This window comes from Belnapia rosea (genome assembly GCF_900101615.1).
Classification (GTDB): Bacteria; Pseudomonadota; Alphaproteobacteria; order Acetobacterales; family Acetobacteraceae; genus Belnapia; species Belnapia rosea.
Genome location: NZ_FMZX01000014.1, coordinates 52442 through 72780, shown reverse-complemented (window position 1 = coordinate 72780; position 20339 = coordinate 52442). Strand labels below are relative to the sequence as shown.

Annotated in this window: 20 protein-coding genes; 7 read left to right on the top strand and 13 right to left on the bottom strand. The window is 70.2% G+C overall.

Features of this window, described 5'->3' with window-relative positions; genetic code table 11:
• The first annotated feature begins 46 nt into the window (after nucleotides 1-46).
• From BLR02_RS19745 to BLR02_RS19730, 4 genes are all read left to right on the top strand, one after another.
• Nucleotides 47-514 (top strand): tripartite tricarboxylate transporter TctB family protein, encoded by a 468-nt coding sequence (locus BLR02_RS19745; protein ID WP_090664362.1) that lies wholly within the window; start codon nucleotides 47-49, stop codon nucleotides 512-514.
• 4 nt (nucleotides 515-518) lie between these two features.
• Nucleotides 519-2030 (top strand): tripartite tricarboxylate transporter permease, encoded by a 1512-nt coding sequence (locus BLR02_RS19740; protein WP_090567264.1) that lies wholly within the window; start codon nucleotides 519-521, stop codon nucleotides 2028-2030.
• Between the two features lie 32 nt (nucleotides 2031-2062).
• Entirely contained in the window at nucleotides 2063-3052 is a 990-nt protein-coding gene (locus BLR02_RS19735) for a tripartite tricarboxylate transporter substrate binding protein (protein ID WP_090567261.1), read from the top strand.
• Nucleotides 3053-3288: 236 nt separating this feature from the next.
• Nucleotides 3289-5811, top strand: coding sequence for a PAS domain S-box protein (locus BLR02_RS19730; RefSeq protein WP_090664361.1), 2523 nt, complete (start codon nucleotides 3289-3291; stop codon nucleotides 5809-5811).
• Between the two features lie 6 nt (nucleotides 5812-5817).
• Here the strand turns inward: BLR02_RS19730 and BLR02_RS19725 are convergent, their stop codons facing one another.
• On the bottom strand, nucleotides 5818-6285 hold the full coding sequence (locus tag BLR02_RS19725; RefSeq protein WP_245704865.1) for an Lrp/AsnC family transcriptional regulator: 468 nt from the start codon (nucleotides 6283-6285) through the stop codon (nucleotides 5818-5820).
• A 130-nt stretch (nucleotides 6286-6415) separates the two neighbouring features.
• Between BLR02_RS19725 and BLR02_RS19720 the strand changes: the two genes are divergently transcribed.
• Nucleotides 6416-6736, top strand: coding sequence for an antibiotic biosynthesis monooxygenase (locus BLR02_RS19720; RefSeq protein ID WP_090567254.1), 321 nt, complete (start codon nucleotides 6416-6418; stop codon nucleotides 6734-6736).
• Between the two features lie 69 nt (nucleotides 6737-6805).
• Here BLR02_RS19720 and BLR02_RS19715 read toward each other — a convergent pair whose 3' ends face one another.
• Complete coding sequence (locus tag BLR02_RS19715; RefSeq protein ID WP_090664360.1) at nucleotides 6806-7366, bottom strand: DUF1003 domain-containing protein; 561 nt, start codon at nucleotides 7364-7366, stop codon at nucleotides 6806-6808.
• Nucleotides 7367-7456: 90 nt separating this feature from the next.
• Between BLR02_RS19715 and BLR02_RS19710 the strand changes: the two genes are divergently transcribed.
• The gene (locus tag BLR02_RS19710; RefSeq protein WP_090567248.1) at nucleotides 7457-8302 is read left to right on the top strand and encodes an AAA family ATPase; all 846 of its coding nucleotides are present in this window, start codon (nucleotides 7457-7459) and stop codon (nucleotides 8300-8302) included.
• 4 nt (nucleotides 8303-8306) lie between these two features.
• A complete protein-coding gene (locus BLR02_RS19705) occupies nucleotides 8307-9485 on the top strand; it encodes a vWA domain-containing protein (RefSeq protein WP_090664359.1) in 1179 nt (392 codons plus the stop codon).
• A gap of 24 nt (nucleotides 9486-9509) precedes the next feature.
• On the opposite strand, the gene BLR02_RS30535 is transcribed toward BLR02_RS19705, so the two are convergent.
• From BLR02_RS30535 to BLR02_RS19650, 11 genes are all read right to left on the bottom strand, one after another.
• Nucleotides 9510-10523 (bottom strand): c-type cytochrome, encoded by a 1014-nt coding sequence (locus BLR02_RS30535; RefSeq protein ID WP_090664358.1) that lies wholly within the window; start codon nucleotides 10521-10523, stop codon nucleotides 9510-9512.
• Between the two features lie 178 nt (nucleotides 10524-10701).
• On the bottom strand, nucleotides 10702-11778 hold the full coding sequence (pufC, locus tag BLR02_RS19695; RefSeq protein WP_090664357.1) for a photosynthetic reaction center cytochrome PufC: 1077 nt from the start codon (nucleotides 11776-11778) through the stop codon (nucleotides 10702-10704).
• Nucleotides 11775-12746 carry a photosynthetic reaction center subunit M gene (gene pufM / locus BLR02_RS19690; protein WP_090567239.1) on the bottom strand — a complete coding sequence of 324 codons (972 nt, stop codon included), beginning with the start codon at nucleotides 12744-12746 and terminating at the stop codon, nucleotides 11775-11777. The genes pufC and pufM overlap by 4 nt, the downstream gene beginning before the upstream one ends.
• A 28-nt stretch (nucleotides 12747-12774) precedes the next feature.
• On the bottom strand, nucleotides 12775-13599 hold the full coding sequence (gene pufL / locus BLR02_RS19685) for a photosynthetic reaction center subunit L (protein WP_090664356.1): 825 nt from the start codon (nucleotides 13597-13599) through the stop codon (nucleotides 12775-12777).
• A 102-nt stretch (nucleotides 13600-13701) separates the two neighbouring features.
• A complete protein-coding gene (gene pufA / locus BLR02_RS19680) occupies nucleotides 13702-13878 on the bottom strand; it encodes a light-harvesting antenna LH1, alpha subunit (RefSeq protein ID WP_090567233.1) in 177 nt (58 codons plus the stop codon).
• Between the two features lie 16 nt (nucleotides 13879-13894).
• Complete coding sequence (pufB, locus tag BLR02_RS19675) at nucleotides 13895-14200, bottom strand: light-harvesting antenna LH1, beta subunit (protein WP_342670586.1); 306 nt, start codon at nucleotides 14198-14200, stop codon at nucleotides 13895-13897.
• A 52-nt stretch (nucleotides 14201-14252) separates the two neighbouring features.
• Nucleotides 14253-15695 carry a chlorophyllide a reductase subunit Z gene (gene bchZ, locus BLR02_RS19670; protein WP_090664355.1) on the bottom strand — a complete coding sequence of 481 codons (1443 nt, stop codon included), beginning with the start codon at nucleotides 15693-15695 and terminating at the stop codon, nucleotides 14253-14255.
• Nucleotides 15696-15699: 4 nt separating this feature from the next.
• Nucleotides 15700-17181 carry a chlorophyllide a reductase subunit Y gene (gene bchY / locus BLR02_RS19665; RefSeq protein WP_090664354.1) on the bottom strand — a complete coding sequence of 494 codons (1482 nt, stop codon included), beginning with the start codon at nucleotides 17179-17181 and terminating at the stop codon, nucleotides 15700-15702.
• A 2-nt stretch (nucleotides 17182-17183) separates the two neighbouring features.
• Nucleotides 17184-18203 carry a chlorophyllide a reductase iron protein subunit X gene (locus tag BLR02_RS19660; protein ID WP_090664353.1) on the bottom strand — a complete coding sequence of 340 codons (1020 nt, stop codon included), beginning with the start codon at nucleotides 18201-18203 and terminating at the stop codon, nucleotides 17184-17186.
• Nucleotides 18200-19135 (bottom strand): chlorophyll synthesis pathway protein BchC, encoded by a 936-nt coding sequence (bchC, locus tag BLR02_RS19655; RefSeq protein WP_090664352.1) that lies wholly within the window; start codon nucleotides 19133-19135, stop codon nucleotides 18200-18202. The genes BLR02_RS19660 and bchC overlap by 4 nt, the downstream gene beginning before the upstream one ends.
• 55 nt (nucleotides 19136-19190) lie before the next feature.
• Nucleotides 19191-20336: a methyltransferase gene (locus BLR02_RS19650; RefSeq protein WP_090664351.1), complete on the bottom strand. Its 1146-nt coding sequence runs from the start codon at nucleotides 20334-20336 to the stop codon at nucleotides 19191-19193.
• Nucleotides 20337-20339: the final 3 nt, after the last annotated feature.

Here is a 20339-nt window from a genome sequence, read left to right as displayed (position 1 = left end):
GCTAGACTGGTTCCGGAGAGAGACCGTCCAAGGGGGGAAGCGTCCCGTGCAATTATCCGACCGGGTCACCGGCGGGGTCCTGGTGATCCTCGGTGGCCTTGCGGCCTGGAGTGGCTCCCGCCTGCCGGCCGTGCCGGGGCAGGATGTCGGGCCCGCCGCCTTCCCCATGCTGATCGGCTCCGGGCTGGTGATCTGCGGCGCGCTGATCGCCCTCGGCATCGGCCGCAGCTTCGAGGTTCCGGAGGAAGACGCAACGGAGGCGGCGGCCCCGCGCTTCCATGGGCTGCGGGCGCTCATCCCGCCGGCGCTGCTGCTGTTCTACATGCTGGCCTCGGAGCCGCTGGGTTTCCTGCTGACGGCCGCCATCATCGTCCTGATCGGCGCGGTGGCGCTGGGTGCGCGGCTGACGCTGGCCGTGCCGCTGGCCCTGGCCGCGCCCGCCCTCGTGCATCTCGCCTTCTACAAGCTGCTGCGGGTGCCCCTGCCCGACGGCGTGCTGCCGGCGCCGTGGTAGGTCCATGAACGAACTCCTCGAAGCCGTAAGGCTGGTGGCGGCGCCCGATGTGGTGATCGCCATCATCGCCTCCGCCATCTATGGGCTCGTCGTCGGCTCCCTGCCCGGCCTCTCGGCCACCATGGCGACGGCGCTGCTGGTGCCCGTCACCTTCTGGCTGAGCCCGATCGCGGCCATCGCCACGATCATCACCGCCTCGGCCATGGCGATCTTCTCGGGCGACATCCCGGGCTGCCTGCTGCGCATCCCGGGCACGCCGGCCTCCGCCGCCTATACGGACGAGGCCTATGCGATGACGCGCAAGGGCCAGCCGGAGGTGGCGCTCGGCGCCGGGCTGTGGTTCTCGGCGATCGGCGGCATCGTCGGCACCCTCTCGCTCGTGCTGATGGCGCCGCTGCTGGCCGAGATGGCGCTGTCCTTCTCGACCTTCGAGTATTTCTGGCTCGCCTTCCTCGGGCTGATGTGCGCGACGCTGGTGGCGCGCTCCTCGCCGATCAAGGCGATCGCCTCCATGCTGCTCGGCCTGCTGATCGCCTGCATCGGGATGGAGAACCCGGCGGGGACGCCGCGCTTCACCTTCGGCCTGACGGACCTGCTGGGCGGCATCGAGCCGATTCCGGCGCTGGTCGGCGTGTTTGCCGTCAGCGAGGTGATGCGGGCGATGGTGACGGCCGAGCCGCCGAAGCTGCCGCACCGGAAGTTCGGCTCCATCCTCGCCGGACAGTGGAAGCTGACCAAGACGTACCAGTGGCCGATGTGGCGGGGGAACTTCATCGGCGTCATCATCGGCGTGTTGCCGGGCGCCGGCGCCGACATGGCCGCCTGGGTCAGCTACGCGATGTCGAAGAAATTCTCGAAGACGCCGGAGCTGTTCGGCACCGGCCACCCGGAGGGGCTGGTCGAGGCGGGGGCCTCGAACAATGCCTCGCTCGCCTCGGGCTGGGTGCCCTCGCTGCTCTTCGGCATCCCGGGCGACACCATCACGGCGATCGCCATCGGCGTGCTCTACATGAAGGGGCTGAACCCCGGGCCGACGCTCTTCACCGAGAATGCGCGCAGCATGTATGCGCTCTATCTCATCTTCATCATCGCCAACATCATCATGATCCCGCTCGGCATCGTGATGATCCGCATCGCATCGAAAGTGCTGCGGGCGCCGCGCGCCTCGATCATGCCGGTGATCCTGCTGCTCTGCGCGGTCGGTGCCTATGCGACGGGCAACAACCTGTTCTCGGTGCTGCTGGTGGGGCTGTTCGGCATCCTCGGCTTCGTGATGGATCGGAACGGTTATCCGGTGGCGGCGCTGGTGCTCGGCATCGTCATGGGGACGATGGTGGAGCAGAATTTCATCACCTCGCTCATCAAGTCGGATGGCGATGTGATGCCCTTCTTCGAGCGGCCGGTCTCGGCGGTGCTGGCGGCGATGACCATCGGCGCGCTGTTGTGGCCGCTCGGGGTGTGGATCTGGAACCGTACCGGCGGGCGGCGCTTGCCGGCGCAGGGCGCGGCAGAGTAGCAATGAAACCAATCGATGCCGGAGGAAACACCATGACGACGATCGACCGCCGCGGCCTGCTCGGGGCCGGCGCCGCCCTGCTCGCCGCCCCGCTCGCTTCCCCTGCCCTCGCCCAGCCGCGCTGGCCGGCGCGGCCGGTGCAGATGCTCTGCCCCTGGGCGGCGGGCGGCGGCACCGATGCGGTGCTGCGCATCGCGGCGACCCTGCTGGAGCGGGAGCTGGGCCAGCCCTTCAACGTGGTGAACCGCACCGGCGGCTCCGGCGTGGTGGGGCATACCGCCATCGCCCAGGCCTCGCCGGACGGCTACACGCTCGGCATCATCACCTCCGAGATCTGCATGCTGCACTGGCAGGGGCTGACGGAGGTCACCTACAAGAACTTCACGCCGCTCGGGCAGCTCAACAACGACCCGCCGGGCATCCAGGTGAATGCCAGCTCGGCCTACCAGAACGTCCAGCAGCTGGCGGATGCGATCAAGGCGAGCCCGGCGGGCAAGTTCAAGGCGAGCGGCACGGGCCAGGGCGGCATCTGGCACCTGGCGCTGGCGAGCTGGCTGGGCGCCATGGGGCTGAAGGCGGACCATGTGCGCTGGGTGCCCTCCAACGGCGCGGCGCCGGCGATGCAGGATCTGGCCGCGGGCGGGCTCGACTTCACCACCTGCTCGGTGCCCGAGGCGCGGGCGATGCTCGATGCCGGGCGGGCGCGCAGCCTCGCGGTGATGGCGCCGGAGCGGCTTTCGGCCTTCGCCAACATCCCGACGCTGAAGGAGACGATGGGCATCGACGTCACCGCCGGCGCCATGCGGATCATCGCCGGGCCGGCCAACCTGCCGGCCGCGGTGAAGGCGGCGATGGAGCCGGCGCTGAAGAAGGTCTTCGACTCCAAGGAGTACCAGGACTTCATGAATGCCCGCGGCTTCGGCCTCGTCTATGCCGACGGCGCCGGCGCGGGACAGGCGCTGGCGACGGCCGATGCCTCGCTCGGCGATGCGATGAAGGCGGCGGGGCTCGCCAAGACCTGAGGCTCCGCGCCCGGCCGCCAGATGGCGGCCGGGCGCGCAACAACACCCGATGGGATGATTCCATCCGGCTGGAGTTTGTTCTACAAGGCTGACCCGCCAGCCTGGCCGCGCCAGCAACCGCCCGTTGCGCAGGGCTGGCCCGATCCCGGCCATGGCCACCACCGGCCCTGCCCCGATCGCCCGAAGCTCGCCTGCCCGCATCGACCCGGCCGATTCACCTAGGGAACCTTCAACCGATGGATCATGACCAAGCGGAGCGCATCCAGGCGCGCCGCCTGGAGCAGATGAAGGCGCTCACCGAGGCGGCGCGCACGGTCATGCGCGCCCCGAGCTTGCCGGCGACGTTGCAGGCGATCACCGATGCCGCCCGGAGCATCGTCGGGGCTCATCAATCGGCCTGCAGCCTGAGCCAGGCGGATGACCGGTCCCGGGCGATCAGCGCCCTGTCCCTCTCGGACAAGTACGCCGCCTGGCGTGCCGACGCCCAGCCGGCCGACCGGCCCGGCATCCAGGCCTGGATCGGCGAGATCAACCGCCCGGCGCGGATGACCCAAGGCGAGATCGAGGCGCATCCCGGCTGGCCCGGACCCGATGCGGGTGCCGGCGAGCGCCCCCCGATGCGCGGCTGGCTCGCGGCGCCGCTGATCGGGAATGACGGGCGCCATCTCGGCCTCATCGAGCTCTCGGACAAGATCGATGGCGAATTCGACGAGGTGGACGAGTCCATCGTCGTGCAGCTGGCGCAATTCGCCGCCTCCGCCATCGAGCGGGTCCAGGTCGAGATCTCGCTGCGCGAGAGCGAGGCGCGCTTCCGCCACATGGCCGACAGCGCGCCGGCCCTGATCTGGATGACGGACGACCAGGGCCGGTTCGTCTTCGCCAACATGCATTACGACCATCTCTTCGGCCGCCCCGCGATGGAGATGCTGGGCACCGGCTGGCGCAACACCATCCTGCCGGAGGATCTGCCGGCCTTTGAATGCGCCTTCTTCGCCGCCTTCCAGGCGCGCCGTCCCTTCCAGGCCGAGGTCCGGGTCACCGCCCGTGAGGGGCAGCTGCGCTGGCTGCGCTGCGAGGGCGTCGCCCGCCTCGACGACAGCGGGCGCTTCCTCGGCTACACGGGTTGCAATGTCGATATCTCGGCCGCCAAGCATGCCGAGGCGGAGCTGCGCCGGCTGAACGAGACCCTCGAGCGGCGCGTGGCGGAGCGCACCGCGCAGCTCGCTGCCAGCGAGGCGCGCTTCCGCACCTATTTCGAGAGTTCGCCCGACCTCGTCTTCCTCATCCGCGTCCAGCCCGATGGGGTGGGGCTGTTCGAGGCGCTGAACCCGACCGCCGAGCGCTTCACCGGCCTCCGCGCCGAGGAGGTCATCGGCCGGCGGGCGGAGGAGGTGATGCCGGCGGAGGTCGCGCAGAAGACCGCCGAGCGCTACCGCAGCTGCGTCGAGCAGGACCGCAAGGTCACCTATGAATGCAGCTATGACGTCGAGGGCGAGCGCCGGATCGTCGATGTCATCCTGGTGCCGATGGGCGATGCGGAGGGCGGCAGCCGCCTGGTGCTCGGCAGCGCCCGCGACATCACGCGCCAGCGCACCCTGGAGGAGCAGCTGCGCCAGGCGCAGAAGATGGAGGCGGTCGGGCAGCTCACCGGCGGCATCGCGCATGACTTCAACAACCTGCTGACCGGCATCGTGGGCGCGCTGGCGCTGCTGCAGCGCCGGGTGGAGGCGGGACGCACCGAGGGGCTCGACCGCTATACGGGCGTGGCGATGGCCTCGGCCCAGCGCGCGGCCGCCCTGACCCAGCGCCTGCTCGCCTTCGCCCGCCGCCAGCCGCTCGACCCGCGGCCGGTCGAGGCGAACCGCCTCGTCGGCAGCATGGAGGAGTTGCTGCGGCGCACGCTCGGCCCCGCCATCAGCCTCGAGATGACGCTGGCGCCGGAGCTGTGGCCCACGCTCTGCGACCCGAATCAGCTCGAGAACGCCATCCTCAACCTCGCCATCAACGCGCGCGATGCGATGCCCGAGGGTGGCCGGCTGATGATCGAGACGGCGAATGCGCAGCTCGACGCGGCCTATGCCCGCGCCCAGGGCGGCGAGGTGCGGCCGGGCGACTATGTCGCCATCGGCGTCAGCGATACCGGCACGGGCATGCCGCCCGAGGTGCTGGAGCGCGCCTTCGAGCCCTTCTTCACCACCAAGCCGCTCGGCCAGGGGACCGGGCTCGGGCTTTCCATGCTCTATGGCTTCGTCCGGCAATCCGGCGGGCATGTGCGGATCTTCAGCGAGCCCGGCCAGGGCACCTGCTTCAGGCTCTACCTGCCGCGCCACCGCGGCAGCCTCGAGACGGCCGAGGCCGAGGTGCGGCCGTTGCGGGCGCCACGCGCCGATGCCGGCGAGACCGTGCTGATCGTCGAGGACGAGCCGGCGGTGCGCATGCTGGTCCTCGAGGCGCTGGAGGAGCTGGGCTATGCCGCGCTGGAGGCGGCGGATGGCCCGGCTGGCCTCGGCATCCTGCAATCCGGTGCGCGCATCGACCTCCTCGTCACCGATGTCGGGCTGCCCGGCCTGAACGGACGGCAGCTGGCCGATGCGGCGCGGCAGATGCGGCCCGGGCTGAAGGTGCTGTTCATCACCGGCTACGCCTATGACGCGATGCTTGGCCAGGACCGGCTGGAGACGGGGACCGAGCTGATGACGAAGCCCTTCGCCATGGACGAGCTCGTCGAGCGCATCCGCACCATGATCGACGCCGGCTGAGGCGGGTCAGGCGCTAGGCAGCGGCAGCGGCGTGTCGGACTTGATGCGGCGCAGCGACATGTTGGAGCGGATATCGGCGATCATCGGCAGCGTCAGCAGGCGCTCGGTCAGCAGCGCCTCATAGGCGCGCAGATCCGCCACGACGATCTCGGCGAGGAAATCGGCGGTGCCGGAGACCATGTGGCAGGCCACCACCTCCGGCATGGCCGCCAGCGCCTCCTGCAGCGCCGCCGCATTCTCGCGCGAATGCCGCTCGACCTTGATCTCGACGAAGACGGTCAGGCCGAGCCCGACGGCTTCCCGCGCAAGCACTGCCCGGTAGCCGCGGAGGATGCCGGCCGCCTCCAGCCGCTTCACCCGGCGGAGGCAGGGCGAGGGCGAGAGGGCGATGCGCTCGGCCAGTTCGACATTGGTCAGGCGTCCCTCCTCCTGCAGGGCGGCGAGGATGCGGCGATCGGTGCGGTCCAGCTCCATGGGCACATGCTGCCAAGGGAGATGCCCCGGGCGCAATGCCTTGCCTTCCACAGGCGCCTGGAGGGCAGGAAACGCAAGGACATTCCCCGGCCTGCCATGGAATCCTTGTGCCACGAAGAAGGAGGCACCGATGATCCTGCGCCTATGGCATGGCTGGACCACTCCGGCCCTGGCCGACCGCTACGAGACCCTGCTGAGGACGGAGATCTTCCCCGGCATCCTCGCCCGGCGCATCCCCGGTTTCCTGCGCATCGCGCTCTGCCGTCGCGCGCTGGAGGGCGAGGTCGAGTTCATGACGGCGATGTGGTTCAGCGGGCCGGAGGCCGTGACGGCATTCGCCGGCGAGGACGGGGAGGCGGCCTATGTGCCGGCGAGCGCGCGCGAGGTGCTCAGCCGCTTCGACGCCCGCGCGACGCATTACGCGCTGCGGGAGGAGCGGGAGGCCGCCTAGATCCGCCCCTCCGTTCCGGCGTCCTGCCCACGAAAGGAGAGGCGAGGCGCCGCCGTCCCGCGCCGCCTGTCAGGCGTCGGTAGGCCTGCGGCCCTCGGCCAGCAGCCGGGTCAGCAGATCGATCTGGTCCTGCTGGCGGGCCAGCAGCGCCTCGATCTCCCGCGTGCGGAGCTGGTCCAGCTTCTCGTGCAGGGCCATGATCTCGATCTCGGCCTTGAGGTTCACCTCGTAGTCATGCGCGGCGTCCAGCCGGTCCCGCGCGGCCTGGCGGTTCTGGCTCATCATGATGATGGGGGCCTGGATGGCGGCGATCATCGAGAGCAGCAGGTTGAGGAAGATATAGGGATAGGTGTCGAAGGGCCGCGGCAGCAGGGCGTTCACCACCGTCCAGGCCAGCAGGAAAAGGCCGAAGCTGGCGATGAAGGCCCAGGAGCCGCCGAATTCGGCGACCTTGTCGGCCAGCCGCTGGCCGAAGGTGAGCTCCCCGTCGAAGTCCCGGCCGACATTGCGGCTGATGACGCTGCGCTGATGCGCGGCGGTCAGCACCAGGCGCTCGGCGGGGCCGAGGTCGCGGGCCGTGCGGCCGAACCAGCGATGCGCCGCCGTATCGGAGGGGGAGGCTTCAGGCATGGTGGGGCTCCGTTGGACCGGGCGGAAGATAGCTTGCCCGATGCCAGGCGAGAGGCCACCTTTCCCGCAAGAGATGGATAGGGGGCAGGCGTGGCCGGGTTCAGGAGCACCGAGAATTACATCGCGTCGCGCGACCTGGAGGTCGCCGTCAACGCCGCCGTCGCGCTGCAGCGGCCGCTGCTGGTGAAGGGCGAGCCCGGCACCGGCAAGACGGTGCTGGCGCATGAGGTGGCGAAGGCGCTCGGCCTGCCGCTGATCGAGTGGCACATCAAGAGCACGACCAAGGCGCAGCAGGGGCTCTATGAATACGATGCCGTCTCGCGCCTGCGCGACGGGCAGCTCGGCGACGAGCGCGTGCACGACATCTCGAATTACATCGTGCGGGGCAAGCTGTGGGAGGCCTTCACCGCCGACCAGCAGCATGTCCTGCTGATCGACGAGATCGACAAGGCCGATATCGAATTCCCGAACGACCTGCTGCTCGAGCTCGATCGGATGCAGTTCTTCGTCTACGAGACGAAGGAGACGGTGGTGGCGCGGCACCGGCCGATCGTCATCATCACCTCGAACAACGAGAAGGAGCTGCCGGACGCCTTCCTGCGCCGCTGCTTCTTCCACTACATCCGCTTCCCCGACCGGGAGACGATGGAGCAGATCGTCCAGGCGCATTTCCCCGACATCAAGCAGGAGCTGGCGCGCGAGGCGCTGAACGTCTTCTTCCAGGTGCGCGGCGTGACGGAGCTGAAGAAGAAGCCGGCGACGAGCGAGCTGCTCGACTGGCTGAAGCTGCTGATGATCGAGGACCTGCCGCCCGAGGTGCTGCGCAGCCAGGACCCGAAGACCGCGATCCCGCCGCTGCATGGCGCATTGCTCAAGAACGAGCAGGACGTGCACCTGTTCGAGCGGCTGGCCTTCCTCTCCCGCCGCCAGAGGTAGCCGCATGCTGGCGCATTTCATCGTCGCGCTGCGCGGGGCGGGCATCCCCGCGAGCATCACCGAATACCTCACCCTGCTGCGCGGGATGAAGGAGGGCGTCGCCGACTACAGCGTCGATGACTTCTACCACCTGAGCCGCGCGACGCTGGTGAAGGACGAGCGCCACCTGGACCGCTTCGACCGCGTCTTCGGCGAGGTGTTCAAGGGGCTGGAGCCGCCGGAGGGCGACCTGGCCCGGACGCTGCCGGATGAGTGGCTCCGCAAGATGGCGGAGAAGCTGCTGACCGAGGAGGAGCGGGCCGCCATCGAGGCCGCCGGCGGCTTCGACAAGCTGATGGAGATGCTGAAGCAGCGGCTGGCCGAGCAGAAGGGGCGGCACCAGGGCGGCAGCAAATGGATCGGCACGGCCGGGACCTCGCCCTTCGGCGCCCATGGCTACAACCCGGAAGGCGTGCGGATCGGGCAGGAGGAGAGCCGGCACCGGCGGGCGGTGAAGGTCTGGGACCGGCGCGAGTTCCGTGACCTGGACGATTCGGTCGAGATCGGGACCCGCAACATCAAGCTGGCGCTCAGGCGGCTGCGGCGCTTCGCGCGGCAGGGGGCGGCGACGGAGCTCGACCTGCCGGACACCATCCGCTCGACCGCCAACAATGCCGGGTCGCTCGACCTGAAGATGGTGCCGGAGCGGCACAATACGGTGAAGGTGCTGCTCTTCCTCGATATCGGCGGATCGATGGATGACTGGGTGAAGATCTCCGCCGAGCTGTTCTCCGCCGCCCGGGCGGAGTTCAAGCATCTCGAGCATTTCTACTTCCACAACTGCCCCTATGAGCGGCTATGGACGAACAATCGGCGACGGCGGGAGAGCGAGGTCTCGACCTTCGAGGTGCTGCGGAAATACGGGCCGGACTACAAGGCCGTCTTTGTCGGCGATGCCAGCATGAGCCCCTATGAGATCATCCAGCCCGGGGGCAGCGTCGAGCACTGGAACGAGGAGGCCGGGAGTGCCTGGATGGGCCGGCTGACCGGACATTTCCGTCGCAGCGCTTGGCTGAACCCGATGCCTGAGGCGGCCTGGGGCCGCACCCATTCGATCGGGCTGGTGCGGCAGCTGATGGAGAATCGGATGTTCCCGCTGACCCTCGGCGGGATCGAGGCGATGACGCGGGAGCTGAGCCGGTAACCCGGCCCAGCCCCGGCTACCCGATCAGGGCAGCGGCTGCGGGTTGGCCGACAAGCTGCGCAGATAGGCGATCACGTCGGCGCGGTCCTCCGCCTTGGCGACGCCGGCGAAGGCCATGCGGGTGCCGGGCGCGTAGGTGGTCGGCTTGTGGAGCCAGCGGTTCAGCTCCTCGTAGTTCCAGGGGCCCTGCTTGCCCTTGAGCGCCGCCGAGTAGTTGAAGCTCGCCAGATGGCCGTGCGGCTTGCCCACCACGTCATAGAGGTTGGGGCCGACACCGTTGCGGCCACCCTCATTGAAGGTGTGGCAGACGGCGCAGAGGCGGCGGGAGACCGCCGCGCCATTCTCCACATTGGCATTGGCCAGCAGCGGGGCGATGGGCGGCAGATCGGCCGAGGCGGCGGCCGGCGCCGCGGGGGCGCCACCTGCCGGGGCCGGGGCCGCAGCCGGGGCTGCGGCGGCAGCGGCAGGCGCGGCGGCCGGCGCCGCGGCCGCGCCGGCCGGGGGCAGCGGCTTCGGGTTGGGCGAGAGGCTGCGCAGATAGGCAACCACATTCGCCCGCTGCTGGGTGTTGGCCAGGCCGGCGAAGGCCATGCGGGTGCCGGGCGCATAGGAGGAGGGCTTGTAGAGCCAGTGGTTCAGCTCCTCGTAGTCCCAGGGACCCTGCTTGCCCTTGAGCGCGGCCGAGTAGTTGAAGCCCTCGACATGGCCATGCGGCGCGCCGACCACGTTGTAGAGGTTGGGGCCGATGCCGCTGCGGCCGCCCTGGTCGAAGCTGTGGCAGGCGCCGCAATTGCGCTGGGCGAGCTGCTGGCCGGCCGCGACATCGGCACTGGCGAGCAGGCCCGAGATCGGCTCGGCCTGCGGGGCGGCGGCCGGGGCCGCGCTGGGGGCGCCGCCGGTCGGGTCGCCGATGCGGATGGCGCTTTCATGCGGCTTTTCGCCATGCACCAGCAGCTTGCCCACCTGGCCGGCCACCATGAAGGTGATCCCGGCCGTAAGCACCGCGGCGAAGACCTTGTTCAGCTCGAGCGAATTCATAGGCGGTGACGTCCTCGGAGCAGCAACGGACGGTGGGCCGCGCTAGATGGTGCGCGGGGCGCAAGGCCAGGATGCATATAGCCGAAGCGGCGGGACCCGCAACCCGTCCCGGCCGCCAAACATGCCAAGGCCGGCATCGCCCCCGCCAAGGGGCGATGCCGGCCGGGGCGGGCGGGCGCTACTGCCGGATGGGCGGCGGCGCGTCGATGCGGGTGATCCGGCCCAGTTCCGGATAGTCCCGCAGCATGGAGACGCCGTTGAGCGGCTTGTTCACCCCCTGGTGGCAGGTGGTGCAGTTCACCTTCAGCGCGTCCTCCTGCGGGCCGAGGCGCGGCCGGTGCGGGCCGCTGGCCGGACCGTTCGGATTCGCGGCCCAGATCGGTTGCAGCGGGTCGATGAAGTTATGGTTGATATCCCGCACCATACGGATGCCGTGCCAGGCACTGGTCCGTTGCGGGGCGCTCTGGTCCCAGGCCGAGAAGGCGCGGCTGTTGTGGCAGGTGGTGCAATTCACCCCGAGCGCCTGGGAGAAGTGCATCATCAGCCCATAGGTGAACTCCGCATCCTTGATGGTCTGCGGGTTGGCCGCCGGCAGCGGGTCCGGCGTCTGGACCCGGATGTTGCTGGCCTGGTCCAGATAGCGGCTGAAGGGGTCGTAGGGCAGCGAGCTGTCGCCGACGACGGGCGAGGCCAGGTTCTGGCCGTTGGAGGAGGCGGAGAAGCCGCCGGCGCGCATCGGGCCCGGATTCTCGGCCCAGACATTCAGCGGGACCGGGTTGCCGCGGTGGCAGGTGTAGCAGGTGACCCCGGTCTCGGCGACATGGGGTTTCCATTCCGCGTTGATGCGGGCCACCATCTGCAGCATCCGCCGGGCGACGACCTTGGTATAGACCTCGTCGGAGGCCATGTTCGCGGTGTTATGGCAATAGCCGCAGCCCTGCTGGGGCGAGACCCAGGCCGTCATCGCCGCCATGGTACGGGCGAACTCGGCAACGCCGAGCTCACCCAGCACCTGCACGTTCTGATAGGCCTGCCCGGCACGGGGCCCGACCGAGGGCACCCGCGGCAGGGTGTTGGGGACCTGGTTGGCCGCGGCCAGGGCCGGGGTGAGGCGTGGGTTCGATACCGTACCCAGGGCCACGCCGCGGAAGCCGGTCTGCACCGTATCCACCGGCGGGCGCTCGAAGGTGAGCAGGATCACCGCGAGGCCGAGCAGCCCGGCGAGGACCGCACCGAGTTTCAGGGAGAAGCTCATTGCGGTGCTCCCAGCAGCGGGTCGGGCATGGCCCGGAACACGTCCGGGTAGGCCGGGGCGATGCCGTGCTTGACGCCCCAGAGGTACCAGTTGTCGACCACCGTGCCGGTGAGCAGGATGCCGATGCCGCCCGTCAGCGGGCAGAGCACGGCGAACCACCAGGCCCAGCGATGGACGCTCTCGAAGGTGGCGTTGAAGCCCATGGTCCAGCGCCAGAAGATGGCGCAGCGCTCGACGGCCGTGCCGCGGTCGATCACCTGCTCCACCTCGCGCTCGGAGCCGAAGCGGCCGGCGGCGAGGATGGTCGCGCCATGCATGGCGAAGAGCAGCGTCGAGCCGTAGAGGAAGACGATCGAGAGCATGTGGAAGGGGTTGTAGAAGAGGTTGCCGTAGCGGATGGAGAAGGCCGCGGTCCAATCCAGGTGCGGGAAGATGCCGAAGGGCACCGCCTCGGACCAGGAGCCCATCAGCAGCGGGCGGATGAAGCCGAGCACCAGGTACAGCCAGATCGCGGCGGCGAAGGCCCAGGGCACATGGCTGCCGAGGCCGAGCTGGCGGGCGCGGCGGTAGGTGCGGGCCCACCAGAGCAGGATGGAGGTGGTGAGGAACAGGCCGGCCAGCAGCCACCAGCCGCCCTCCGCCAGCGGCGGGATGTGCAGGCCATAGGCGGGCGATGGCGGCTCCAGCGCCAGCCAGGGCAGCTGGCGGATGAACTGCACCGGGTCCCAGTTCACCGAGGCCAGCATGTTGAGGCCGATGATCTCGAAGGCGGCGAAGCCGAAGCCGAGCGAGAGGATGCCGAGCCAGCCGAGATAGATCGGGCCGACCTGCGCGTCGCCGAGCCAGCCGAGGATATAGGCGAAATTGGGCCGGCCGTCGCGCGGGCTGCTGCCGCGGGCGAGCGGCACGCCGGCATAGGCCGGGCCGCGGACCTGCACGCGGGTGAAGATGTTCTGGTATTCCGCCATGGGGACGTTCCTCCTCCTTGTTCGGGCATCAGCTCCAGATCGGCAGGTTGAGCCACCAGCTCCACCATTGCGGCCAGCCATGGGTCCAGAAGGGGCCGGAGATGACGATGCAGACGGCGCTCCAGAAGCCGGCGGAGAGCGCCAGGAACAGGCCGAGGCGGTGGATGCCGAGCGTGCCGATGGAATAGCCGATGGTGTCGCGGAAGAAGGTGTTCTCGTGCTCCGCCGTCTTCACGTCCTCGCCCTTGGGCGGGTTGATGGCCGAGAGCACCAGCGCGCCATGCAGCGACAGGGCGAGCGTCGTGGTGAAGAAGAAGGTCACCGCGAGCATGTGCGCCGGGTTGTAGTGGAAGTGCAGGTACTGGTAGCCGGTGTTCGACACCCAATCGAGATGGCTGAGGATGCCGTAGGGGAAGCCATGGCCCCAGGCGCCCATCAGCACCGGGCGGATCACCACCAGGGTGAAGTAGGCGAAGACCGCCATGCCGTAGGCGACGGGGATGTGGTAGCCTATGCCAAGCTTCCGCGCGATCTCCGCCTGGCGCAGCGCCCAGGAGACGAAGGCGCCGAGGGCGCAGACCGTGACGATCTGCCAGATCCCGCCATCCTTCAGCGGCGCGAGGCCGAGGCCGTATTTCAGGTCGGGCGGGGCGATGTTGATCGTCCACGGGTTCCAGGTGCCGCCGATGGCGGCGCCGTAGAAGATCATCAGCGTGCCGACGAGGGTGCAGAAGATCGTCGTGACGCCGAAGAAGCCGACATAGAAGGGCCCGACCCAGAAGTCGAAGAGATCGCCCCCGATCAGGGTGCCGCCGCGGACGCGGTATTTCCTCTCAAAGCTGAGCATCGCCATGGTGGATACCCCGGATGGGGAGGCGGTCCGTGCGGGCAGCCTCGTTGCGGCAAGGTTGGCGGCGGGCGAGGGCTGGCCTCGTCCGTCGCCGGGGCGATCGCGCTATACGACCGAACTGATGGTGTCGGTGATCATCGCCTGCGGGCGGGGACCCTCGATCCAGTTGAAGCGGTTCGTGCTGAGCAGGATGAAGTGGATCACCAGCGCGAGCACGAGGAGGAAGGTGAAGAGCCCGATCAGCGCGCGACGCGGATCGAACAGCAGCCAGATGCGCCACATGTGTTCTGCCCTCCCCTCAGGTGATGTAGCTGGCGAGCGACGTCGCGCCGTCGATCATCGACTGCGTGTAGCCGCGCGGCCCGGGGAGCCAGGGGCGCCATTGCCAGACCAGGAAATGGGCGACGATGGCGATGACGGTGAAGATGATGAAGCTCGTGACGAAGATTCCGTGGAATTCCTTCGCCTCGTTCTCCGTCAGCCCCGTCAGCGAGCCATCTCGCAGATCGGTACCGGCCATCTCGATGTCCTCCGTGATGGCGGCCTTGCGGCCGTTACCGCGCAACTCCCGCGCGGCAGGGACCGGCGCGGCGGGGCCCGCCACGCACGACTGGACGCGGCGCAGGATGGGCGCGCGGCGATGGAAGGGTGGGCGCTCACGCGACGCGGCTCCCGGCAAGATCCCGTAGGAGGCCGGCGAGGCGGGCGGCGGTGACGCGGGGCTCGGCCGCCTCCCGCGCCTCGCGCTCGGCGCGGTCGCGCAGGCGCTTGGCGGCCGAGATGCGGAGCAGGAAGGGCTCGGTCTCGAGATGCGCCTCGAGCAGGGCCTGCGCCTCCGGCTCCCACGGCTCGGCGGGGCGGGCGGGGGTCGGCGCCACCCGGTCCAGGTCCGTGCCGAGGGGCAGGATGTGGAAGAGCGCGTCGAACAGCGCGTTGCAGTATTCCTGGATGAGGTAGGTCGCGCCGGCATAGCCCATGAAGGGCGTGCCGGTGGCGCGCCGGATGATGGCGCCGGGGAAGCTGGCGGGGATATAGGTGCTGCGGGCCTTGGCCTCGGCCGCATACATCCGCTCGTTGGTGGAGCCGAAGAGGACGAGGTGCGGCGTCTTGTGGACGGCCGCTCGCACCGCGGCGTTGTCGGTCTTCATCCCCGGCTGGCGGGCGAAGGAGAAGGCGCAGGGGATGCCCATCTCCTCCTCGAGGAAGCGGCGGAGGCCGCGCGCATAGGTCTCGGTGGCGACGACGGCGAAGCTGGCCGTGGCGTAGAAGTCCTGGGTGACGCTGCGCCAGAGGTCCCAGACCGGCTTGATCGTCGTGTGCTTCTCGCGCTCGATGAAGGGCTCCGGGTCGAGGCCGGTCAGCTCGCCGAGCTTGCGGAGGAAATTGGTGGTGGCGAAGAGGCCGATAGGGGCCATCAGGTAGGGCCGCTCCAGCGTTTCGCAGAGCTTGCGGCCGAATTCGCGGTAGAGGCAGATGTTGACGTCCGCATCCGGCAGGCGGGCGATGTCGTCCACATGGCTGCCGAGCGGGAAGGTGAGGTTGACCTCGCAGCCGATGCCTTCGACCAGGCGCCGGATCTCGGCGAGGTCGGAGGGCATGTTGAAGGTGCCGTAGATCGGGCCGACGAGGTTGACGCGGGGCGGGCTGCCCTCGGCGCGCTTGCGGGGCCGGACCTTCTTCGCGCCGAACTCCGTCCAGAGCCAGTTGATGGCGCGGTCGGCGGCCTGCCACTGGTCCTCGTCGATGGTGCGGGGGATGAAGCGGCGGAGGTTGCTGCCCTCCGGCGTCACGCCGCCGCCGATCATCTCGGCGATGCTGCCGGTGACGACGACGGCGGGGAGGTCGGCATCGCCAGTGGCGGCGGCGCGCTTCATCGGGCCCTCGGTGCCGGTCTGGGAGAGGGCCTCCTCGTCGAGGCCGGTCACCACCACGGGCAGCTCATGCGGCGGCAGCGCATCCGTGTAGTGGAGGACGGCGGTGACGGGGAGGTTCTCGCAGCCGACAGGGCCGTCGATCACGGTGCGCAGGCCGCGCACGGCGCTGAAGGCATAGACGGCGCCCCAGTAGCCGCCGGCGCGGTCGTGGTCGAGGACGAGCATCGCGCTAGCTCCCCACCGCTTCGTCGGCCTTGAGCTTGGCGGCGCGCAGCTTGCGCTGGCGGTCGCGGAAGCCGGCGGGCTCCTCCGGCTTCGCCCGGAAGCCGTAGCCGGCGCGATCGGGCGTGCCGACGCCCTCGAAGAAGCTCACCATGCGGGAGAAGCGCTCGCGGCCCCGGGTCTGCGCGGCGACGATGGCGGCCATGGAGGCGGCGCCGGCGGGGCCGAAGAGCGGCCGGGCGGAGACCATGTTGGTGAAGTAGAGGGCGGGGATGGCCATCTCCTTCGCCTTCTGCACGAGCGGCGTGGTGCCGAGGGCGAGGTCGGGGCGGACCTCGGTCATGGCGGCCATGTCCTGCTCGAGGCTGGCGCGGTACTCGACATGGGTGCCGCGGGCGGCGAGCCAGGCGCGGTCGGCCTCGGACCATTCGGTGCGCGGGCAGGCGGTGCCGACATAGGGCACTTCGGCGCCGGCTTCGGTCAGCAGGCGGGCGACGAGAAGTTCGGAGCCTTCGTAGCCGGAGACGGTGATGCGGGCGCGGATCGGTGCGGCGGCGAGGGCGGCCTGGATCGCCGGGAGGGCGCGGGACTTCGCCAGGTCGATGCGGGACTGCGGCAGGCCGGCGGCGCGGCCGATGCCTTGCAGCCAGGCCTCGGTGCCGTCGAGGCCGACGGGGCCGGAGCCGACGATGGGGCGGCCGGCGGCGGCGAATTCGCGGATGCTCGCGGTGTAGAAGGGGTGGGTGGCGGCGGCGACCTCGCAGTCGAGCGCGGCGTAGAGGTCGCGCCATTCGCGGGCGGGCGTCTGCGGCGCGACGGCGAGGCCCATCGGGGCCAGCAGGGCGGCGATGCCCATGGGGTCGGCGGGGAAGAGTTCGCCGATCAGGGCGACGGTCGGCTCGCCCTCGACCAGGGAGGTGGGGCGGGCGACGGGGCCGGCCTCGGCCTCGTGGCGGGCATAGCGGAGCATGGCGCCGGCGAGGACGTCCTTCGCCTCGGCATGGGTCGGGACGCCGAAGCCGGGCACGTCGATGCCGATGACGCGGACGCCGTCGATCTGCTTCGGCAGCAGGTCGAGCGGGACGCCGGAGGCGGTCGGGACGCAGAGGTTGATGACGATGATGGCGTCCAGCTCGTCGGGCTTCGCGGTGGCGTGGACGGCGTCGCGGATGTCCTCGAAGAGCTTGCCGGTAACCAGCGTCTCGGAGTTGAAGGGCACGTAGCCGACGCTGCGGCGGGCGCCGTAGAAATGGCTGGTGAAGGTGAGGCCGTAGACGCAGCAGGCCGAGCCGGAGAGGATCGTCGCCACGCGGCGCATCCGCAGGCCCACACGGAGGGAGCCGAAGGCGGGGCACATGCTCTGCGGCTGGTCATGCGGGCCGCGCGGGTAGTCCACCATCAGCCGGTCGAGCGCATCCGACTTGCCGGCGGCGCGGGCGGCCGCCTGCATCGTCTCGCGGCCGCCGTGGCAGGATGCGCCCTCGGCCATGCTCAGCTGCCCTCGTAGACGACTTCGAGGGATGGCTTCTCGACCAGGGCCGAGCCGCACATGTCCTCCATCGTCGCCGGGTTCAGCACCACGCCGCGGCCAACCGCATCGCCCTTGAAGAGGCCAAGCAGGGTCTCGTGCGTGAGCGGGTTCGGGCGGACGGGCGGGGCCGTCGCCACCTGTTCGGCCAGGGTCTCGAAGACCGAGGCCCAGGGGCTGCCGGGCATGCCGACGATCTCGTAATTGGCCGACTTGCGGCGGATGTCGTCATCGGCCGGGATGGCCGAGAGGACGGGGATGCCAACCGCCTCGGCGAAGGCCTGCGCCTCGCCGGTGCCGTCATCCTTGTTGATGACGAGGCCAGCGACGCCGACATTGCCGCCGAGGCGGCGGAAATAGTCGACCGCCGAGCAGACATTGTTGGCGACGTAGAGGCTCTGCAGGTCGTTGGAGCCGACGACAATGACCTTCTGGCACATGTCGCGGGCGATCGGCAGGCCGAAGCCGCCGCAGACCACGTCGCCGAGGAAGTCGAGCAGGACGTAGTCGAAGTCCCACTGGTGGAAGCCGAGCTTCTCCAGCAGCTCGAAGCCGTGGATGATGCCGCGCCCGCCGCAGCCGCGGCCGACTTCGGGGCCGCCGAGCTCCATGGCGTAGACGCCGTCGCGCTTGAAGCAGACATCGCCGATCTGCACGGCCTCTCCGGCCAGCTTCTTCTTCGACGAGGTCTCGATGATGGTCGGGCAGGCGCGGCCGCCGAAGAGCAGGCTGGTGGTGTCCGACTTCGGGTCGCAGCCGATGAGCAGCACGCGCTTGCCCTGCTGCGCCATCATGTATGAGAGGTTTGCCAGGGTGAAGGACTTGCCGATGCCGCCCTTGCCGTAGATGGCGATGATCTGCGTCTCGCGCTTGACCGGGCCGGTATGCGGCGCGTCCGGTTCCTGCGCGGCCTCGGCGCGGAGCGCGTCCTGCATGCTTGCCTGCGGTTGGGCCGAGTTGGGCTTGCCGACGGATGCGTTCATGAACACTCGCTCCAATCCAGGACCATCTTGAGGCAGGACGCATCGGTGAAGGCGGTGCGGTAGGCGGAGGCGGCCTGTGGCGCGGCCTCCCGGTGGGTGATGAGGCCGTCGAGGGAGAGGCGGCCTTCGGCGATCAGCGCCGTCACCGCGGCGAGGTCGGGCGCGCGCCACTCGGCAGCGATGCGGAGGCGGGCCTCGCGCATGAAGGCGGGCGGGAAGCTGAAGGAGAGCGGGGCGGCGTAGAAGCCGGCCAGCACGATCTCGCCGCCCGGGGCGAGGCGGGCGATCAGCGTGTCGAGCAGGGCGCTGTCGCCGCTGGCATCGACGATGCTGCGGTAGTCGCGCCGCGGGTCCGCTGACGGGTCGAGGACGGGGTAGCCCTCGGCGCCGGAGCGGCGGGCGGGGTTGCTCTCCCACACCGTGGGCGGGGCGGCGCCGGCGGCGAGGGCGAGGCGGGCCAGCAGCCGGCCGAGGACGCCGTGGCCGATGATCAGCTCCGGCTGCGCGGCGCCGGCGGTCGCGTGGTGGGCGGTGGCGGCGAGGGCCAGCAGCACCGCGTTCTCGCGGAGGGAGGAGGCGACGGGGACGGTCTTCTCGCCGGCAACGACGAGGCGACGGGCGGCGCCGCCGAACAGGCCGCGCACGGGGCCGAAGCAGCGGGCACCGGGGACGAAGACGCGCTGGCCGGGGCGGCGCCCGGAGAGCGGGCCGGCTTGCGCGATGCGGCCGACCGACTCGTAACCGGGGACCAACGGGTAGCCCATGCCGGGGAAGCTTGGCATCCGGCCGCTCCAGAGCAGGCGCTCGGTGCCGGTGCTGATGCCGCTCCATTCGATATCGACGACGACGTCCTCGTCGCCAGGCGGTGTGAGGTCGAGGCGGCGGAGCATCAGGTGCTCCGGTTCCTCGAGCAGGACTGCCATGGTGTCCATCGACCAGCCTCCCTGCCCTTTGGTTACTGTCAGATTAAACTTACACAATAGACTGTCAAGCAATTACGACAGCGTTTGCCGTCATCACCCGGATGAGCAGCGGCGTGCGTGTCGGGTGCAGGCGGGGTGCGGTGAATCCGGCGCGGCGCAGCAGGGCTTCGAGCTCCGCCACGCTGCGGGCGCGGCCGGTGCCCATGGCGAGAAGGTAGAAGCCGAAATAGGCCTCGCCGATCGGCTCGGCGCCGGGCGTGCCGGCCATGGGCTCGGCGAGCAGCAGCGTGCCGCCGGGCGGCAGCGCGGCATGGGCGGCGCGGAGGATGGCGAGAGCGCGCTCGTCGTCATGATCGTGGATGACGCGGACGAGGCTGACGATGTCGGCGCCTGTCGGCAGCGGGCCGGTGGTGAAGTCGCCACCGAATGCGGCGGCGCGCCCGGCCATGCCGGCCGCGGCGAAGCGTGCACGGGCACGTTCGGCGACGGCGGGCAGGTCAAACAGCATCAGCCGCAGATGCGCGTGGCGCATGCCGGCGGCGCGGAGGAAGCTGCCATCCCCTCCCCCGACATCCAGCAGGCAGCGATGGCGGCGGAGCGGATGGGCCGCCAGCACCTCCTCCGCGATGATCGGCTGGGAGGCGGCCATGAGGTCGCTATACGCGGCGACCTGGTCGGGGCGGAGGGCGGCGGGCTCCGCCGTCTCGGCATAGGGCCAGTAACCGGAGAGGCTGTTGCCGCCGCGCGGGCGGCGCAGCAGGGCCACCGGGTCGGCGAGGTCGCCATAGACCAGGGCGTGGTGCTCGACCATCGCGGTGACGCCGGGATTGTCGACCATGGCGGCGCCGAGCGGGCCAAGGCCCCAGCGCCGGCCGCGGCGGCGCGCGAGCAGGCCGAGCGAGGCGGCGGCAGCGAAGAGCCGGGCGGCGGATTCGGGCGGCAGGGCGAGGCGGGCGGCGAGGCGCCCCTCCTCCTCCGGCCCGTCGCGCAGGATCTCGAAGAGGCGGAGGCGGACGCAGGCGAGCAGGACCTGCGAGTAGACGAAGCCGGCGCAGAGATCGAAGAGCGCGCGGACGCGGCGGCGGGCGACGGGGCGCGTCAGCGGGAAGCGCGTCGCCAGGCTGCGGAAGCGGGCGCTGGCGAGAAGCCGGTCATGCAGGTCCCGCGCCCGGTCCAGCAGGGAAGCGGGCCGGGCCACGGCGCCGGACATCGG

Excerpts from the sequence above, each read along its gene's own strand:
- BLR02_RS19740 (WP_090567264.1), top strand. The coding sequence starts at position 519 with ATGAACGAACTCCTCGAAGCCGTAAGGCTGGTGGCGGCGCCCGATGTG.
- BLR02_RS19735 (WP_090567261.1), top strand. The coding sequence starts at position 2,063 with ATGACGACGATCGACCGCCGCGGCCTGCTCGGGGCCGGCGCCGCCCTG.
- BLR02_RS19730 (WP_090664361.1), top strand. The coding sequence starts at position 3,289 with ATGGATCATGACCAAGCGGAGCGCATCCAGGCGCGCCGCCTGGAGCAG.
- BLR02_RS19725 (WP_245704865.1), bottom strand. The coding sequence starts at position 6,285 with ATGGAGCTGGACCGCACCGATCGCCGCATCCTCGCCGCCCTGCAGGAG.
- BLR02_RS19720 (WP_090567254.1), top strand. The coding sequence starts at position 6,416 with ATGATCCTGCGCCTATGGCATGGCTGGACCACTCCGGCCCTGGCCGAC.
- BLR02_RS19715 (WP_090664360.1), bottom strand. The coding sequence starts at position 7,366 with ATGCCTGAAGCCTCCCCCTCCGATACGGCGGCGCATCGCTGGTTCGGC.
- BLR02_RS19705 (WP_090664359.1), top strand. The coding sequence starts at position 8,307 with ATGCTGGCGCATTTCATCGTCGCGCTGCGCGGGGCGGGCATCCCCGCG.
- BLR02_RS30535 (WP_090664358.1), bottom strand. The coding sequence starts at position 10,523 with ATGAATTCGCTCGAGCTGAACAAGGTCTTCGCCGCGGTGCTTACGGCC.
- pufC (WP_090664357.1), bottom strand. The coding sequence starts at position 11,778 with ATGAGCTTCTCCCTGAAACTCGGTGCGGTCCTCGCCGGGCTGCTCGGC.
- pufM (WP_090567239.1), bottom strand. The coding sequence starts at position 12,746 with ATGGCGGAATACCAGAACATCTTCACCCGCGTGCAGGTCCGCGGCCCG.
- pufL (WP_090664356.1), bottom strand. The coding sequence starts at position 13,599 with ATGGCGATGCTCAGCTTTGAGAGGAAATACCGCGTCCGCGGCGGCACC.
- pufA (WP_090567233.1), bottom strand. The coding sequence starts at position 13,878 with ATGTGGCGCATCTGGCTGCTGTTCGATCCGCGTCGCGCGCTGATCGGG.
- bchZ (WP_090664355.1), bottom strand. The coding sequence starts at position 15,695 with ATGCTCGTCCTCGACCACGACCGCGCCGGCGGCTACTGGGGCGCCGTC.
- bchY (WP_090664354.1), bottom strand. The coding sequence starts at position 17,181 with ATGGCCGAGGGCGCATCCTGCCACGGCGGCCGCGAGACGATGCAGGCG.
- BLR02_RS19660 (WP_090664353.1), bottom strand. The coding sequence starts at position 18,203 with ATGAACGCATCCGTCGGCAAGCCCAACTCGGCCCAACCGCAGGCAAGC.
- bchC (WP_090664352.1), bottom strand. The coding sequence starts at position 19,135 with ATGGACACCATGGCAGTCCTGCTCGAGGAACCGGAGCACCTGATGCTC.
- BLR02_RS19650 (WP_090664351.1), bottom strand. The coding sequence starts at position 20,336 with ATGTCCGGCGCCGTGGCCCGGCCCGCTTCCCTGCTGGACCGGGCGCGG.